This is a genomic window from Parafrigoribacterium humi (assembly GCF_040227205.1).
GTDB lineage: Bacteria > Actinomycetota > Actinomycetes > Actinomycetales > Microbacteriaceae > Parafrigoribacterium_A > Parafrigoribacterium_A humi.
In genome coordinates this window covers 72,252-87,870 of sequence record NZ_JBELOA010000003.1, presented here as the reverse complement: position 1 = coordinate 87,870, position 15,619 = coordinate 72,252, and the positions used below count along the sequence as shown (strand labels likewise).

General features: G+C 65.2%; 12 protein-coding genes and 1 tRNA gene. 9 read left to right on the top strand and 4 right to left on the bottom strand.

Annotated elements, in window-relative coordinates:
• The first annotated feature begins 47 nt into the window (after window positions 1-47).
• The 9 genes from ABUA28_RS07245 (at window position 48) to ABUA28_RS07205 (ending at window position 10,536) form a co-directional block, all read left to right on the top strand.
• Window positions 48-1,316: an LPXTG cell wall anchor domain-containing protein gene (locus ABUA28_RS07245; protein WP_349903370.1), complete on the top strand. Its 1,269-nt coding sequence runs from the start codon at window positions 48-50 to the stop codon at window positions 1,314-1,316.
• Window positions 1,317-1,456: 140 nt separating this feature from the next.
• Entirely contained in the window at window positions 1,457-2,722 is a 1,266-nt protein-coding gene (locus ABUA28_RS07240) for an aspartate kinase (protein WP_349903369.1), read from the top strand.
• Window positions 2,719-3,804: an aspartate-semialdehyde dehydrogenase gene (locus ABUA28_RS07235; RefSeq protein ID WP_349903368.1), complete on the top strand. Its 1,086-nt coding sequence runs from the start codon at window positions 2,719-2,721 to the stop codon at window positions 3,802-3,804. Before ABUA28_RS07240 ends, ABUA28_RS07235 begins: the two co-directional genes overlap by 4 nt.
• Window positions 3,805-4,001: 197 nt before the next feature.
• Window positions 4,002-5,477 carry a malate:quinone oxidoreductase gene (locus ABUA28_RS07230; protein ID WP_349903367.1) on the top strand — a complete coding sequence of 492 codons (1,476 nt, stop codon included), beginning with the start codon at window positions 4,002-4,004 and terminating at the stop codon, window positions 5,475-5,477.
• Window positions 5,478-5,536: 59 nt separating this feature from the next.
• Window positions 5,537-6,634, top strand: coding sequence for an Rv2578c family radical SAM protein (locus ABUA28_RS07225; protein WP_349903366.1), 1,098 nt, complete (start codon window positions 5,537-5,539; stop codon window positions 6,632-6,634).
• A gap of 180 nt (window positions 6,635-6,814) precedes the next feature.
• Window positions 6,815-8,035 (top strand): sensor histidine kinase, encoded by a 1,221-nt coding sequence (locus ABUA28_RS07220; protein ID WP_349903365.1) that lies wholly within the window; start codon window positions 6,815-6,817, stop codon window positions 8,033-8,035.
• Complete coding sequence (locus ABUA28_RS07215; RefSeq protein ID WP_349903364.1) at window positions 8,032-9,195, top strand: hypothetical protein; 1,164 nt, start codon at window positions 8,032-8,034, stop codon at window positions 9,193-9,195. The genes ABUA28_RS07220 and ABUA28_RS07215 overlap by 4 nt, the downstream gene beginning before the upstream one ends.
• Entirely contained in the window at window positions 9,179-9,859 is a 681-nt protein-coding gene (locus ABUA28_RS07210) for a LuxR C-terminal-related transcriptional regulator (RefSeq protein ID WP_349903363.1), read from the top strand. The genes ABUA28_RS07215 and ABUA28_RS07210 overlap by 17 nt, the downstream gene beginning before the upstream one ends.
• Window positions 9,859-10,536: a thymidine kinase gene (locus ABUA28_RS07205; protein ID WP_349903362.1), complete on the top strand. Its 678-nt coding sequence runs from the start codon at window positions 9,859-9,861 to the stop codon at window positions 10,534-10,536. The genes ABUA28_RS07210 and ABUA28_RS07205 overlap by 1 nt, the downstream gene beginning before the upstream one ends.
• Here ABUA28_RS07205 and ABUA28_RS07200 read toward each other — a convergent pair.
• The 4 genes from ABUA28_RS07200 to ABUA28_RS07185 form a co-directional block, all read right to left on the bottom strand.
• Window positions 10,503-11,396 carry an ice-binding family protein gene (locus tag ABUA28_RS07200; RefSeq protein ID WP_349903361.1) on the bottom strand — a complete coding sequence of 298 codons (894 nt, stop codon included), beginning with the start codon at window positions 11,394-11,396 and terminating at the stop codon, window positions 10,503-10,505. The two genes, ABUA28_RS07205 and ABUA28_RS07200, sit on opposite strands and share 34 nt — an antisense overlap.
• A gap of 327 nt (window positions 11,397-11,723) precedes the next feature.
• Window positions 11,724-11,797, bottom strand: a tRNA-Pro gene (locus ABUA28_RS07195).
• A 57-nt stretch (window positions 11,798-11,854) separates the two neighbouring features.
• Window positions 11,855-12,817, bottom strand: coding sequence for a metallophosphoesterase (locus ABUA28_RS07190; RefSeq protein WP_349903360.1), 963 nt, complete (start codon window positions 12,815-12,817; stop codon window positions 11,855-11,857).
• Complete coding sequence (locus tag ABUA28_RS07185) at window positions 12,814-15,579, bottom strand: transglycosylase domain-containing protein (protein WP_349903359.1); 2,766 nt, start codon at window positions 15,577-15,579, stop codon at window positions 12,814-12,816. Before ABUA28_RS07185 ends, ABUA28_RS07190 begins: the two co-directional genes overlap by 4 nt.
• Window positions 15,580-15,619 lie beyond the last annotated feature (40 nt).

Genomic DNA, 15,619 nt, shown 5'->3' with positions numbered 1-15,619 from the left:
CGGATCGGGGTTTTCGGGGGTTCCGCGTAGCCGGTAGTGGGCTCGCGGTGGCTGTGCTCGTCACCTTTTTGTTGCCCACGGGCGCAATGGTCTCGGTCGCAGACGTGCCGCCCACGCAGGTGGGTGCGCCCTTCAACGCGCCCAAGTGCGCCGGGGACACCGAGTTCGACCCCACCGACACGAGCGATGCCGTTGTCGACACGACTCTTGTGTTCGGCAAGAGGCTCGCCGACTACAACGCGGGCAAGGTCGTCGTGTTGTACGACCCGTACGGAGGCTCGCCGACCGATGCGTATCCTCCGCTGTGCGGCACGCGCTACGTCGCCGGCTCTGGAGCCGTCTCTGAGTGGATGTTCTGCACCGATATCCACTCGGAGGTGTGCGGAGGAACGGCGGTGGACGGCGGTCTCGTCGGCGAAGCGGGCTCTCCGCTCCACGGCTTGGATGCCCTGACGGGCAATTCGAGGCTGGATCCTGGCAGCGCCGACAAGGAGAAGCTCATCGCCTATCTGATCCAGAACGGGCACAGCTATGACGACACAGGGGTGCAAGGCACGACGTATGGCTGGGACGGAGTCACCGAGGCTGTGGCGGATGCCACCGGCCCCACAGCCACGGATCAGCGCGATGCACTGCAGACCCTCATCTGGTGCATCAGCGATCCGATCGTCCAGCCTGCCGTCGGCACTGAGGTCCAGCGCGAGGTGGCCTGCCAGAACAATATGAACTCGGCGGAACAGGCCCGGCTGCTCGCGCTCATCCCGGATGCCCCGTCGGTAACGCTGTCTTTCGGGGGGTCATCGGCTGGGAAGGTGGGTGACTCGGTGACGATGACCCTGTCCACCAATCTCTACGGTCAGCCCATCACGGTGGCAACCTCGGGGGTGGTGGGTGACCTCGCGGTGTGTGGAGGTACTGCCGGTGCGACCCTGTCGAACGGTGTGCTCACACTGCCTCCCAGAGACCCGGTGGTGGCAGCCGATGTGCTCCTGTGCCTGACCTCGACTGCGGCGGGCACGATGACCGTCTCCGCGTCCGCGCTGCCCGCATCGAGACTTCATCTCGCATGGAATCAGAGTCCCGACATCACGACGAGCGGCAAGGCATGCCAGGTCTTCGCCACCTTCAACGCGGTCAAGCAACTCGGTGTCTCCAGCACCACCTCGGCGACCTTCATCGTGCCGAACTCTGGGCAAAGGGCAGCCGAGCTCCCCGACACCGGGTCGGCCCCCGCCGGACAGCTCATCGTTGGCTTGCTGGTGTTGGTGTTGGGGGTGGTGTTCGTCATCGTGGCCAGGCGTCGCGCGAAAGCCTGAGGCCACGGGCATCGACCGAACGTCATCCGCGCCTGCTGCCGATAGAATTAGCCGTTCGACCCGTTCTGATGCGGGTCGAGGCGGGCGATGAGGCCCTGAAAGAACCCAGCCCAGCCCAAGACATTCCCCGGGAGATTCACGTGAGCTTGATCGTGCAGAAGTACGGTGGCTCCTCCGTCGCCGATGCGGAGAGCATCAAGCGCGTCGCCAAGCGCATCGTCGAGACGCACAAGGCCGGCCACGAGGTCGTGGTCGTCGTGTCGGCGATGGGCGACACCACAGACGAACTCTTCGACCTCGCGCTCTCGGTGTCCCCGCTTCCGTCCGGCCGCGAGCTCGACATGCTCCTCACCGCGGGCGAGCGCATCTCGATGGCCCTGCTCGCCATGGCCATCAAGAGTCAGGGCTACGAGGCACGGTCATACACGGGCAGCCAGGCCGGGATGATGACGGATGCCAAGCACGGCAGCGCGCGCATCGTCGAGGTCAATCCCACCCGCATCCGTGCCGCGCTCGACGCCGATGCCATCGCGATCGTCGCGGGCTTCCAGGGCTTCAATCGCAGCACGGGTGACATCACCACCCTCGGTCGCGGCGGCTCGGACACCACTGCCGTCGCGCTCGCCGCGGCGCTCAAGGCCGACGTCTGCGAGATCTATACCGACGTCGACGGCATCTTCACCGCCGATCCCCGTATCGTGCACAACGCGCGCAAGGTGGATCGCATCACGAGCGAGGAGATGCTCGAGCTCGCCGCGGCCGGCGCCAAGGTGCTCTATATTCGCGCGGTGGAATATGCCAGGCGGCATGGCGTCACGCTGCACGTGCGGTCGTCGTTCAATAATCACGAGGGCACGCTCGTCCTCAACACCCAAGAGGGAGACAACGTGGAAGAGGCAATCATCACGGGGGTGTCCGTCGATCTGAGCGAGGCGAAGATCACCATTGTCGGCATCCCGGACGTTCCGGGCAAGGCCGCGCAGATCTTCACCATCGTCGCCACGGCAGAGGCGAACATCGACATGATCGTGCAGAACGTCTCGACCAAGTCGAGCGGCCTCACCGACATCTCCTTCACGCTCCCGATGGCGGATGGTGCCCGCGTCATGCAGGTGCTCAACAGCCGCAAGGAAGACGTCGGCTTCGACTCCCTCCAGTACGACGACCAGATCGCGAAGCTCGCGGTGGTCGGAGCGGGCATGCGCACCAACGCTGGCGTCTCATCCAAGCTCTTCACCGCCCTGTTCGAGGCGGGCATCAACATCGAGATGATCTCCACGAGTGAGATCCGGATCTCGGTGGTCACGAGGGCAGACATCGTCAACGAGGCGGTCATCGCGGTACACACCGCGTTCGGTCTCGACGGTGAAGAAGAAGCGGTAGTGCACGGAGGTACGGGACGATGAGCGAGCCGGCGCAGAATGTGAAACCCGCGCAGAGCGGTGTGAGAATCGGCGTCGTCGGCGCCACCGGCCAGGTCGGCGCTGTCGTGCGCCGCCTCCTGGAGGAGCGTGACTTCCCGGTCGCCGAGATCCGATACTTCGCCTCGGCCCGCAGCGCGGGCACAACGCTCCCGTGGAAGGGTGCAGCCATCGTCGTGGAGGATGCTGCGACGGCAGACCCCACGGGGCTCGACGTGGCGATCTTCTCGGCCGGCGCAACGACGTCGCGGGCCCAGGCGCCTCGGTTCGCCGCGGCAGGCGTGCTCGTCATCGACAACTCCTCCGGCTTCCGCATGGACCCCGACGTGCCCCTCGTCGTGAGCGAGGTCAACCCGCACGCGATCGCCGAGGCGCGCAAGGGCATCATCGCGAACCCGAACTGCACCACCATGGCGGCGATGCCGGTGCTGAAGGTCCTGGATGCCGAGGCCGGCCTCGAGCGCCTCATCGTGAGCACGTACCAGGCCGTGTCCGGCGCGGGTCTCGCTGGCGGCGCGGAACTGCTCGCCCAGGCGACAGCCGCGATCGAGCAGAACGCGATCGGACTCGTGCACGACGGCGCATCCGTCGACTTCCCCGCGGCCACGACCTTCACCAAGACGATCGCGTTCGACGTGCTGCCCTTCGCGGGCAACCTCGTCGACGACGGCCTGTTCGAGACCGACGAAGAGAAGAAGCTGCGCAACGAGAGCCGCAAGATACTCGAGCTGCCGAATCTGCTGGTCAGCGGCACGTGTGTTCGCGTGCCCGTGTTCAGCGGCCACTCGCTCTCGATCAACGCCGAGTTCGCCTCGCCACTGTCGGTTGAGCGCGCCAAGGAGCTTCTGAAGGATGCCCCTGGTGTCGTGCTCACGGACGTCCCGACCCCGCTCGAGGCCGCAGGCACCGACCCCAGCTACGTCGGTCGCATCCGCCAGGACGAGGGTGTGCCGAACGGTCGCGGACTCGCCCTGTTCATCAGCAACGACAACCTGCGCAAGGGGGCGGCACTCAACGCCGTGCAGATTGCGGAGCTCGTCGCGGCCGACCGCCTCGCCACCGCGTAGCGCCGACTCAGGTTCATCCGGGTACCGCCTCGGCGTGAGGCGCTCGCTGTCGACCACAGGAAAGGAGGAACTTCAGCGCGCATCGGTGTGAAAGTTCCTTCTATCCGGGCCAAAAAGCTTAAAGTTCCTTCTTCTTGCACCCTTGGGGCCCCGCCATCGCGCCCGAGTGGGCAGTCGTCCGCGGCTAAAGTGGAGTGGTGAGTCCTTCAGCTACCCCCATTGACGTTGCGCTGATCGGCGGTGGCATCATGAGTGCCACCCTCGGCGCCTTTCTCAAGCAGTTGCAGCCCGACTGGTCCATCGAGATCTTCGAGACCCTGAGCGATGTCGCCCAGGAGAGCTCGAACCCGTGGAACAACGCGGGCACCGGGCACTCTGCCCTCTGCGAGTTGAACTACACCCCGGAGCTGCCGGACGGCACGATTGACATCTCCAAGGCCGTCGCCGTGAACGAGCAGTTCCAGGTTTCGCGGCAGTTCTGGTCGTACCTCGTCGGCAGGGACCTGCTGCCCGACCCGCAGGCGTTCCTCCACCCCGTGCCGCACATGAGCTTCGTCACCGGCGACGCGAACGTCAGGTACCTGCGCAAGCGGTTCGAGGCGCTCAAAGGCAACCCCCTGTTCGCCGGCATGGAATACAGCGAAGACCCCGAGGTCATCCGCTCGTGGGTGCCCGCGATGATTCCGGGGCGCAAGAAGTCCCAGCGGTTCGCGGCCACGCGCATCCCGGCGGGCACCGACGTCAACTTCGGGGCGCTCACGCACGGGCTGCTGAACTACCTCACGGGCTCTGGCGCGCGCCTCTACACCGAGCAGCGCGTGCTCAATATCTCGCGCGAGGGCGAGCTGTGGAAGCTGCGCGTCAAGCACGAGATCGGGATGGCTCGCCATACCGTGCGGGCGCGTTTCGTGTTCGTCGGCGCGGGCGGTGGCGCGCTGCACCTCCTGCAGAAATCCGGCATCCCCGAGGCCCGCGGCTTCGGTGGCTTCCCGGTGAGCGGCGAGTTCCTGCGCACAGATAACCCGGATGTCGTGGCCAGGCACCACGCGAAGGTCTACGGCAAGGCGGCGGTCGGCTCTCCGCCCATGTCGGTTCCGCACCTCGACACCCGCGTCGTCGACGGCCAGGCGAGCCTCATGTTCGGGCCGTATGCGGGGTTCAGTCCCAAGTTCCTGAAGTCGGGCACCTGGTTCGACCTGTTCGCCACCATCCGATTGCACAACATCATCCCGATGATCGTGGCCGGCGCATCCAACCTCTCGCTCGTGCGCTACCTGATCGGGCAGCTCGCCGCGCGCAAGTCCACGAAGTTCAAGGAGCTGCTGGCCTTCATGCCGAATGCAGACCCGAAGGACTGGTATCGCATCACGGCGGGCCAGCGCGTGCAGGTGATCAAGAAGGATCCCAAGAAGGGCGGCGTGCTGCAGTTCGGCACCGAGGTCGTCTCCTCCGCCGACGGCAGCATCGCCGGCCTCCTCGGGGCTTCACCCGGGGCATCCACTGCCGTGCCGATCATGCTCGACGTGCTGAAGCGTTGTTTCCCCGACCGCATCGAGGGGTGGCGGCCCCAGCTCGAGACGATGATCCCAAGCTACGGCAAGCAGCTCGCCCCAGAGCCGAAGTTCGCGCAGAAGACCATCGCGGCGACGCGCAAGGCGCTGAATCTGGACTGATCCCCGCGAGGCAGCGGCCACCGCTTGACAGACGTTCGAACACATGTTCGAATACATGGATGCGGTGGAGCGGGCAGGAATTAGCGGCGGAGCAGCCTTCCGCCCTGCCCGGTCTCGCTAAACTGTCGTCGTTCGTGCGCTCCGTGCAGACGCCGGAGTTCGCCGGCATCACCTTCCACGAGGTGCTCGCCAAGAGCGCGCTCAACCACGTGCCCGGCTCGAGCAAGGCCCTGCCCTTCGGCTGGACCATCAACCCCTACAGGGGTTGCAGTCATGCATGTGCCTATTGCTTCGCTCGACCCACTCACCGCTACCTCGAGCTCGACTCCGGCAAGGACTTCGACAGCCAGATCATCGTGAAGGTGAACGTGGCCGAGGTGCTCGCAAAGGAACTGGCGAAGCCGGGTTGGCAACGGCATCCGGTTGCCCTGGGCACCAACACCGACCCGTACCAGCGCGCGGAGGGGCGCTACCGGCTCATGCCCGGCATCATCGCGGCGCTGGCCGAGAGCGGCACGCCGTTCAGCATCCTCACCAAGGGCACGCTCCTGAGACGCGACCTGCCACTGCTTGCCGAGGCGAGCAGCATGGTGCCGGTCGACCTCGCAATGTCGGTCGCGATCTACGACGACGAGCTGCAGCAGTCCGTTGAGCCCGGAACGCCGACGACCGCGGCGAGGCTCGCGACGGTGAAGGCCGCGCGCGAGCTCGGATTGCCATGCTCGGTGTTCATGATGCCGATCCTGCCGTATCTCACGGATACCCGGGCGCACCTCGAGCGAGCGCTCGGCCAGATTCGGGATGCGGGTGCCAGCTCGGTGCTCTACACCGCGCTTCATCTGCGCCCCGGCGTCAAAGAGTGGTTCATGCTGTGGCTGGCAGATGCCCACCCCGAGTTGGTCAACCGCTACCGCGCGCTCTACGCCGGAGGAGCCTACGCGCCGGGGGAGTACCGCAAGTGGCTCGCCGCGAATATCAAGCCACTCATCCGCAGTCACGGGCTGGAGCGAGGCGCGCCGGACCCGGCGACGGGGGCGGTGCGCTCGAGGACGCTTGGGAGGGCGGGCACCGCGCAGGCCGGATCGCTCATCGCGGAGGAATCGGCCGCGGTCAGACGTGCTGCGGGCGGTGCCGTCGCGACTCCGACTCTGTTCTGACCCCGACCTGAAACGGCATCCCGAGGTCATTTCGCTCGCGCGGCGATGCCCTCAATTCGGGGGTAATGGGGCACAAAAAGCGCGTAATTCCCGGGGATGCGCGGATTCTCTGCATAAAACGGGGTACATGGCTGAGTGAAAAGATGTCATACTTTCCCCACGGCGAAAGGGAGGGAGCCCATGTCACTCGGTATCCCGGCCCACCTCGCCCCCCAGGCGCTCAGCCGTGCTTTTGCCAAGGGACAGCACGCTGTCGCGCTCACCTGTCTCGCCGGCGCGCTGCTGCTTGTGCTCATCTTCCAGTGGAGCAACACCGACCCGGTGCTCTGGCCCGCGGCACTCGCCCTGATGCCATTGCTCGCGCTGCTGTGGCTCAATGACCGCTCCCGCACCACCTTCTCCTCCGTGAGCTATCTTGTCGTCGGCGGCGCGGGCGTGTATTGGTGGGCCATCACCTTCTACTCCCAGGCCGTGCCCGGTGTGACGAGCGGCGGATTCCCGTTCGCCCTGCCCAAGATCGCGCTGCTGATGGTCGGCGGGTCCGGCGCGGGCCTTGTCGTCGGCGTCCTATGGGCAACCGCCGGGTACCTCATCGCGGAGGTCGCCGTCGGCGCCGCCATGTTGGAATCCGGTGGCGTGCTCGCCTTCGATCAGCTGACATTCCTGAGCCTGCTCGCACTCTTCGCCATCCTCGTGCTCGTCGACGTCGGACGTCGCAGTTCCTGGCGCGCCCAGCCACGACTGCACAGAGCGGCCAGGGACGAGCAGATTGCCGCACTGCGCTATCGAATCGAGGCGAAGGCCGCCGCGCTCATGCACGACACCCTCTTGAGCCACCTCGCGGCGATCGCGAACACCGAGGCCGCCGAGTTGCCCGTCGCGCTGCGGCAGCAGATGGAGCGCGACCTGGAGATCCTGATCGGCGAGGAGTGGCTGAGCGACAACTCGGCCGCGGTGGACGCCCAGGCGCGCACGGACTGGCGCAGCAGTGGGCTCTACGCGGCCATCCAGGAGAGCAGGCTCATGGGCCTCGAGGTGGAGTCGACGGGCGACCTCGCGTCGGTGGCGAAACTCGACAGGGAGAGCTCGGTGGCGCTCGGTCTCGCCGTCAAACAGTGCCTCGTCAACGTGCTCAAGCACGCGGGAACGACCCAGGCCGAGGTCGCCGTCTACGGCTCGGACACGGATGTCTCGGTCATGGTGGTCGACACCGGCAAGGGTTTCACGGAGGCCGAGACCGGCGCGGACCGCCTGGGCCTGCGCAACTCGGTGCGCAGGAGAATCGAAGCGGTCGAGGGCAGCGTGCAGGTCTGGTCGACCCCCGGCCGTGGGACGTCGATCATGATCCGGGTTCCCGTCAGTGCGAATCCGGCGACAGAAGATGTGGAGGAGTCGGCGTGACCCTCAGGCGTGAACGGACGAGGCAGCAGCTCGACCCGGCAGGTGTCACCGGGATGCGCCCCGTCACCATTGCAGCGGCGGTCGCGGCATTCGTCTACGCGCTCGCGATGACGCTCAGGGAGCCGGACCACCTCCGCTACCCGGTGCTCGCCGCTCTCGCGCTCGTGCTTCTCGCGGTCGCGTGCTGCATCCTCGTTGTCCAGTCCGCTCCGCTCCGCGCGCCGCTGACCGCCACAACGCACTTCTTCATCCACCTCTTCGCGCTCGGGTCGGCCACGCTGTCCGTCGCCGCGAGCTGGGGAGCCAATCGCTACGTGGCGGACGACTGGGCGCCCGTCTCGCTCGGCATCCTGCTGCTCGCCCTGTCGCTGTATCGCCCGAGTCGCGAGCTCGCCGGCGCGGGAAGCCTCGCTGCGATCTACCTCGGCTTCCTGGTGCTGCTCGAGGTTCCGACCCTGAGCATCCCGGCACCGCCGGTCGCTCTCGTCATCGCGGCTGTGACGCCCATGCTCGCCATCTGCTTCGGTTCCGCTGTCTTCGGCGCGAGCTTCGTGTCGGCTCTCGAGCGCTGGCAGAGCCGTGCCGAGCTCGCGACCAGGCGGATGACCACCCAGCTTCGCGCGGGCATCGTTCGATCGGTGCAGCAGGATCGGGTCACCATCCTCAACAAGGACGTGCTGCCCTTCTTCACGGAGGTCCTCTCGCGCGGCGAGGTGACGATCGCCGATCGCGAGCGCGCGGCGATGATTGCGGACTCGATCCGCGGCCTCATGGTCGCCGAGGCGGATCGTAGCTGGCTCGAGCAGGTCGTCGAGCACACCGGCTATGGACGCGAGCGAGGACACGTCGCCGGCTTCGTGCACGATCCACATCGCCTTGCGCCGATGATCACGACGAGACAACGCACGGCGATGCGCGCGCTCCTGGTCGCCCTCTTCGACGAGCCGGGCTTCGATCACCAGAGCCTTCGCTTTGATTTCGCACGCAGGGGCGGCAAGTGTGTCGGCGTGCTCACGGCGGCGGTAGACAGCCCCGACTATGCCGTACGCACCGCTCTTGCCCCATACTTCGCAGTGATGCGAGTCGTCTTCTCCGACCTTCATATTGAATTGAGCCAGTCCCGACTGGAGTTAAGGATGTCGTATGAGCAACAGCGTTAGCACCAAGGCGCCGGAATATACCGGCCATCGCGTTCGTCTGGCACTGCTCGACGATCACGAAGTGCTGCTCGACACTCTCAGTAGCTGGATCCACGCGAACGCCCCGGACTTCGAACTCGTACTGAGCGCGAACACCTGGCTGCAGCTCGTGCACAGCAACAACTTCCCGACCGAGCTGGTCTTCATCGACTTCCAGCTCAAGGAGCCGGTGTCGATCGAGGCCCGTGTGCGCACCTGTCGCGCGGCTGGCGCCAAGGTGATCGTGCTGAGCAGCCTGGACACGCGGGAGGCGAAGGAGCGCGCGCTCGCGGCCGGCGCATCCGTGTTCCTGTCGAAGTCCCTGCCGATGCGTGAGGTTATGGACGCGGCCCGCAAGGTCATGGGCGTGCACTCGGATGACGAGCTCCAGAAGGATTGGCGACCCCTGCCCGTAGGGGCTGTGACCGAATCGCGGCCGAAGCTCAGCCCGGGGGAGATCGACGCGCTTAAGCTGTATGTGACCGGGTTCAGCACCGTCGAGGTTGCCAAGCAGATGAACGTGCAATACGAGACGGCTAAGACCTACCTGCGCCGGGTGCGCGAGAAGTACGCCAAAGCCAACAGACCGGCGAGCAAGAAAGCGGATCTCATCCGCAGGGCAGCCGAGGACGGATACCTGCAGTAGTGGCAAAGCTTTATTTTCGCTACGGAGCGATGAACAGCGGCAAGAGCACCAACATGCTCCAGGCGGCATACAACTACGAGGAGCGCGGGCAGCAGGTGCTGCTGGCCAAGCCGCAGGTCGACACCAAGGGCGACGCTGCGATCGTGTCGCGCCTGGGGGTGAGCCGCGACGTCGACTTCGTGCTCGAGCCCGAGGCGGATGTGCTGGCAGAGTTCGCGAAGCGGCGGGCGCGAGTGCAGCGCGAGACCGGTCTCGACGTGAGCTGCCTGCTCGTGGACGAAGCGCAGTTTCTCTCGGAGGCGCAGGTGGACGACCTGCTGCGCATCACGATCGAGGAGGGCGTTCCGGTGCTGGCCTACGGCATCCGCACCGACTTCCAGACGGTGGCGTTCCCGGGCAGCAGGCGACTGCTCGAGATCGCGCACTCGATTGAGGAACTCAAGACGATCTGCCGCTGTGGTCGCAAGGCGGTGTTCAACGCCCGCAAGGTCGGTGACCAGTTCATCTTCGACGGCGACCAGGTCGCCATCGACGGCGTGGATGTCACCTACGAGTCCCTCTGCGGCTCCTGCTACCTCGAGGAGAGCGGTGGCACCCTCGGCAGTGGTCGCCGCCGCATCCTCGTCGACGCTCCGGAGAGCGCCTACAGCTCGGGCCCCGACGCCGACTTCGCGTGAGTCAGGTAGCGGCGTAGCAAGAGCATCGCTGCTCCGCCGATTACGAGGAATCCGCCGAACAGCAGTCCGCCGGTGGGGTTCGCGCCCGTGGCGGCCAACTCGTCCGCGCGACTCGCCGCGGGTGGAATCACCGGGGTCGCGCCGGGGGCAGCCACAGTGGAAGATGTCTTGGTTCCTCCGGGAGCGATCGTGCCCGCGCAGGCGGCCGGAACAGTGATGGAGTTGCCCTGGAGGCTCACACCGCCGTTGCGTGCGAGCAGGCGACCCTCGACGGCTGCACCCGTGGTGGCAGTGATCGACGTCAGGGCCATGATGGTTCCGATGAAGGTCGAGTTGGAGCCCAGGGTGGCGGAACTCGTGACCTGCCAGAAAACGTTACAGGCGCTGCCGACCCCGTTCACGAATGAAATGGTGCTGCCGGAATCGGTGATGAGGCTGCTGCTGGCTTGGAAGATCCACACCGCGTTCGGGTCGCCTCCGGCATCGAGAGAGAGGGTGCCGGTGTTGCCGAGTGCTCCGCCCGAGTAGACCCCAGGTACGAGAGTCATTCCGGACAGGTCGGTGAAGGGTACGGGGTTGGTCGCGGGAGTGGCGAGGGCCGCATTGTCGTATGCGGTCCCGAGCGCCGCCTGGGCACTGGCTGCAGGAACGTCGGTGACGTGCAGGTTTCCGTTCGTGATGATCCCGGGAGGAAAACCTGGCGCCGATGACCCCGGGCTGACCCCGATATCTCCACTGACCGTCGTCGTGAGCGTGTTGGTCACCTCTGTTCCGGCCAATACCGCGAAGCTCGTCGCGTTTCCGAGATCCACCGGGGTGGGGCTCGCTGCGTTGGCCCCGGCGCCCGCGAAGAGGCTCAATACCACTCCGAGCGCCAGCGCCGTGCCGGCACCTGCTCCCAGCCGGACAGAATTCAGAATACGTGGACCGCGCATGTGTTCCCCCGAGCATAGTGAAAAGGACTGGCAGCCAGGAGTCAAGTGTGGCCGACTTTAAACCTCTCCTCTCTGAGGATTAGCATCCTTGCCACCGGATATCAAACCGAATCAGAGCGGCTCGAGGCACTGAGGCTGGTCATTCCCATATAGCCATGGGGATTCCACCCCTTCCGCTGAATGCTGTGAATGTGTCGCGGCGACACATAAAAGATGCCCTCACCGCGATGATGAGGGCATCTTGTTTTTTTGTCGGGGTAGCGGGATTTGAACCCACGACCTCTTCGTCCCGAACGAAGCGCGCTACCAAACTGCGCCACACCCCGATCGCCCTGTTGCCAGGACCTGCCTCGAATGAGTCCTGCGACGCATCCGAAACCTCATCAAGAATAGCTGATATCTCGACCGATGAAAGTCACGAGGCTCGCCTCGGGCGGGCAGGCGAAACGAACGGGTGCGTAGATCGAGGTTCCGAGGCCCGCGGAGACGTTCAGATAGGCGGAACGACGGGCGTGCCGCCACACGCTGAGACCCCTCACCTGCTCGCGCGGGATGTCGCAATTGGTGACGAGGGCGCCGTAGCCCGGCACACACACCTGTCCGCCATGCGTGTGCCCGGCAAAGATCGCCTCTGCACCGTGGTTCACGAAGGAGTTCAGCACCACCTGGTACGGCGCGTGGGTGAGGCCGATGGTCACCGGCTCCGGGCCGTTCGGCTCGTCCTGCCAGCCCACGTTCTCTCGCATCTCGTCCATCGCCCCCGGCAGCTTCTCGAGCCTCGCCCAGCCGATGTGGGCGTCGCCGACACCCACGAACTCGAGCCGCGACCCCTTGATCGACATCGCCCTGGCGGTGTTGTTGAGATTGAGCCAACCGAGCGACTCGAAGAACGACTCCATGCGCCGGGTGTCGAGGTTGGCCGGCTCGTGCTTCTTCTCCGAGGGGCCGGTGAAATAGGTGAACGGGTTCTTGAGCATCGGCCCGTGGTAGTCGTTGGAGCCGTTGACGAAGACGCCGGGGACGCCGCGGAACGGCTCGAGCGCGTACTCGATCCCGTCGATCCCGCGCTCGTGCCCCAGGTTGTCCCCTGTGTCGATCACGAGGTCGGGCTCATAGGCCGCTAGGCCGCGAATCCACTCCTGCTTCGCCCGCTGCCACGGCGCCATGTGGAGGTCGGAGATGTGCAGCACCGTGAGCGGGCGTGCACCAGGTTCGAGGACTGGCATCACCTCACGTCGCAACGTGAAGCGATTCCGCTCGACGAGCGTTCCCCAAGCGAGCGTGCCGAGGCCCGCGACGGCTACCGCAGCCAGTGCTGCGGTAGCCGCGCGAGAGGATCGGCTCATGGATTACAGCCGGGGCCAGAGGGCGGTTTCGTCGCGTCTGGATCGCTCGCGGGTAGCCCGGTGCCGATGTTGAGCGTCACCGGATCGGTCTTCGCCGCTGCCGCACCCGCCGTGGGATTCGACGCCATGACCTTACAGAAGTCCCCAGGAACCGGGGCATTGCCACTGCTTGCCACCCACACGACCGTGACATTGCTGGCACTGAAGCCGTAGGTCTGCGAGGTCAGCATCGCCATGGCATCATGTCGATTCTTGCCGATCACATCCGGCATGGTTGTCGCCAGAGTTCCGTCGCTCGTGTAGACGGTGACCGTTGCGCCGACCGGGGTCTTGGCACCCGGTGCCGGATCCGTGCTCGCGACCTGGCCGGCGGGCAACGCTGACGCAACGGGACCACCATCCGCGTAGACGTAGTTCAGACTTTCCAGAAGTGCCTTCGCGTTCTCCGTGGTCTGGCCGATCACCGACGGAACCGTCGCGGACTCTCCGCCCAGCATCGCCGCCGAAGCTGCGGGGAATGCACCGCCGCGATAGGCCGGGTTGGTGTTGGCGCTCTTGATCACGGCCTTCAATATCTGGAAGCGCGACGTCGTGTAGTAGTTCGAGTGCGTGATCGGATTGGTGTAGTTCCTCAGCGGTGCCTTCCCGGTGACGTTGCCCGTCCAGACGGCCGTTCCGGTCTTGGTGGTCGTTCCCATGATCCAGTCCTGGTGGGTGGTGGGCGAGGTTCCCGTCTTACCGCCGATCGGCACGTTGTCTCGGGGGTTTCCGGGGCTGCTGGTGCCGCCCGTCATGCTTCCGATCATGGCGTTCGCCACTCCGGCAGCGACCTCGGGGGTCAGCGCCTGGTTGCAGGTCTTGGCCTGCCCCGGCAGCTCTTTCCCGTTGGGGTCCACGACCTTGTCGACGATGATCGGGGTGCAGTGCAGCCCGCCCGCTCCGATCGTCGCGACGGCACCCGCCATGGTCAGCGGTGCTTGTTCATTGGTTCCCAGGATGGCAGACGGGTTGACTGTGAGATCGGTCTTGAAGTCGGCGCGGTGCGCGCCCATACTCTTGGCGGTGTCGCGGATGCTGCACAGATCCGATTGCTTGGCCATGTTCATGAAGGCGTTGTTGACCGAGCGGATGAGGGCCTGCTTGACGGTCATGGTGCCGCCGCGAGAGTTGCCGTCGTTCCTCAACGGGAACGGGGCCCCGGGAATCGCGCCCGGGTCGCACGGGGCCGTGAAGTCAGAGGGCTTATAGGTCTGCGGACCCGAACCGTTTACCAGGTCGTTCAGTCCGTGGCCATTCTGAAGCCAATTGGCCAGGTCGAACACCTTGTAGGTCGAGCCGGTCTCGAAACCGTTCGAGTTTCCGTACGGGTGATCCGTGCTCAAGTTGAGCGCGGTCCTGCTCTTATCGACCGGGGCTCCAGGAACCACGCCGGCATCATCGAAGATCTTGTTCTGCGCCATCACGAGAATTCGACCCGTGCCCGCCTCGACCGTGTCCGCGGCCGCGCCGAGGTCGAAGCGCGCCTCTGTGGGAGGAGCCCAGGTGTCGAGCGCGCCCTGGGCCGTATCCTGCAGGTTGAGATCGACCGAGGTGTAGATCTTGTAGCCGCCCTTGTCCCAATTGGCCCTGCGCTCGGCGACGGTCGAACCGAGAGCTGTGAGGTATGGAGCAGCATTGGCCTTGGCGAGCGAGACCTGTTCCGTGGCTTGCGCGATGGCGTTTTGAGTGGCGTTTGGCTTGGCCTTCACGGCCCTCAGGTTGGCTTCGGCATCGCCGACGGGATCGCTCGTGATGACCTTCGTCACGTAGTCACAGACAACCTTCGCGCTCGCCACCACTGCGCTGCGACATCCGTTGCTCGGAGGGCTCAGCTTGACCTCGTCCTCGATCTTGGTCGCGATGGCCTCGTCGTGCTGCTTCTTGGTGATGTGCTTCAGTTCCAGCATCGCGTCGAGGATCTGGTCGCGGCGCAGCTTGTTGGCCGGATAATACTTCGGGTTGCTCAGGTTCTGCAGGCTCGGCTGTTGCACGATCGCGATCAGGCTCGCCGCCTGAGCAAGGGTGACGTCTTTTGCGGAGACGCTGAAGTACTGTTGCGCAGCGGATTCGACACCGTAGGTGTTCGAGCCCATTCCGACGATGTTGAGGTAGCCGAGAAGTATCTCCTTCTTGGTGTACTTCTTGTCGAGACCGATCGCGAGCTTCATCTCTTTGAGCTTGCGATCGTACGTCGCCTGGGTGACTTCGTTGATGAGTTTGGTGCGTTCCTGCGGCGTCTTGGCTTCGGCGACGGCCTGCTGCACGAGGATGTTCTTCACCAACTGCATGTCCAGGGTAGAGCTTCCACTCTGGCCGGCCGAAGCATCCGTCTGGTTCTTGATGACGGCACGGATGACCGACGGGACATCGACGCCTCCGTGGTCATAGAATCGGCGGTCTTCGCCATCTACCGCAGCGTGCTTGAGAAAGGGGGAGACCTGATCCCAGGTGACTTCCTGGCGGTTCTGCTTGTAGATCGTGGCGATCTGCACGGGCTTGTCATCGCGCATCGCGTAGATGACGTTCTGCTGCGACTGTGCCCCGATCTGGATGTAGTCGGGAAGATTCTCGAACACACCGATCGTGTTGTTCGCGGCGAGACTGGTCACGGCAAGTGCGGGGGTGACCATGGCCGTCACGAGCACTCCGGCGAGCACGCTGAAGCCGAGGAATCCGGCCACGCCGCCGAGCACGCCGGAGGGCTTCAATTTTTGGGCAGACATAGCGTCTAGGGTAATGGGTGAAGAGCGCTGCAAAGCTGAA

What these genes read in the sequence shown, in the direction of transcription:
- ABUA28_RS07220 (WP_349903365.1), top strand. Translation starts at nt 6,815, where the DNA reads ATGTCACTCGGTATCCCGGCCCACCTCGCCCCCCAGGCGCTCAGCCGT.
- ABUA28_RS07190 (WP_349903360.1), bottom strand. Translation starts at nt 12,817, where the DNA reads ATGAGCCGATCCTCTCGCGCGGCTACCGCAGCACTGGCTGCGGTAGCC.
- ABUA28_RS07210 (WP_349903363.1), top strand. Translation starts at nt 9,179, where the DNA reads ATGAGCAACAGCGTTAGCACCAAGGCGCCGGAATATACCGGCCATCGC.
- ABUA28_RS07225 (WP_349903366.1), top strand. Translation starts at nt 5,537, where the DNA reads ATGCGGTGGAGCGGGCAGGAATTAGCGGCGGAGCAGCCTTCCGCCCTG.
- ABUA28_RS07185 (WP_349903359.1), bottom strand. Translation starts at nt 15,579, where the DNA reads ATGTCTGCCCAAAAATTGAAGCCCTCCGGCGTGCTCGGCGGCGTGGCC.
- ABUA28_RS07235 (WP_349903368.1), top strand. Translation starts at nt 2,719, where the DNA reads ATGAGCGAGCCGGCGCAGAATGTGAAACCCGCGCAGAGCGGTGTGAGA.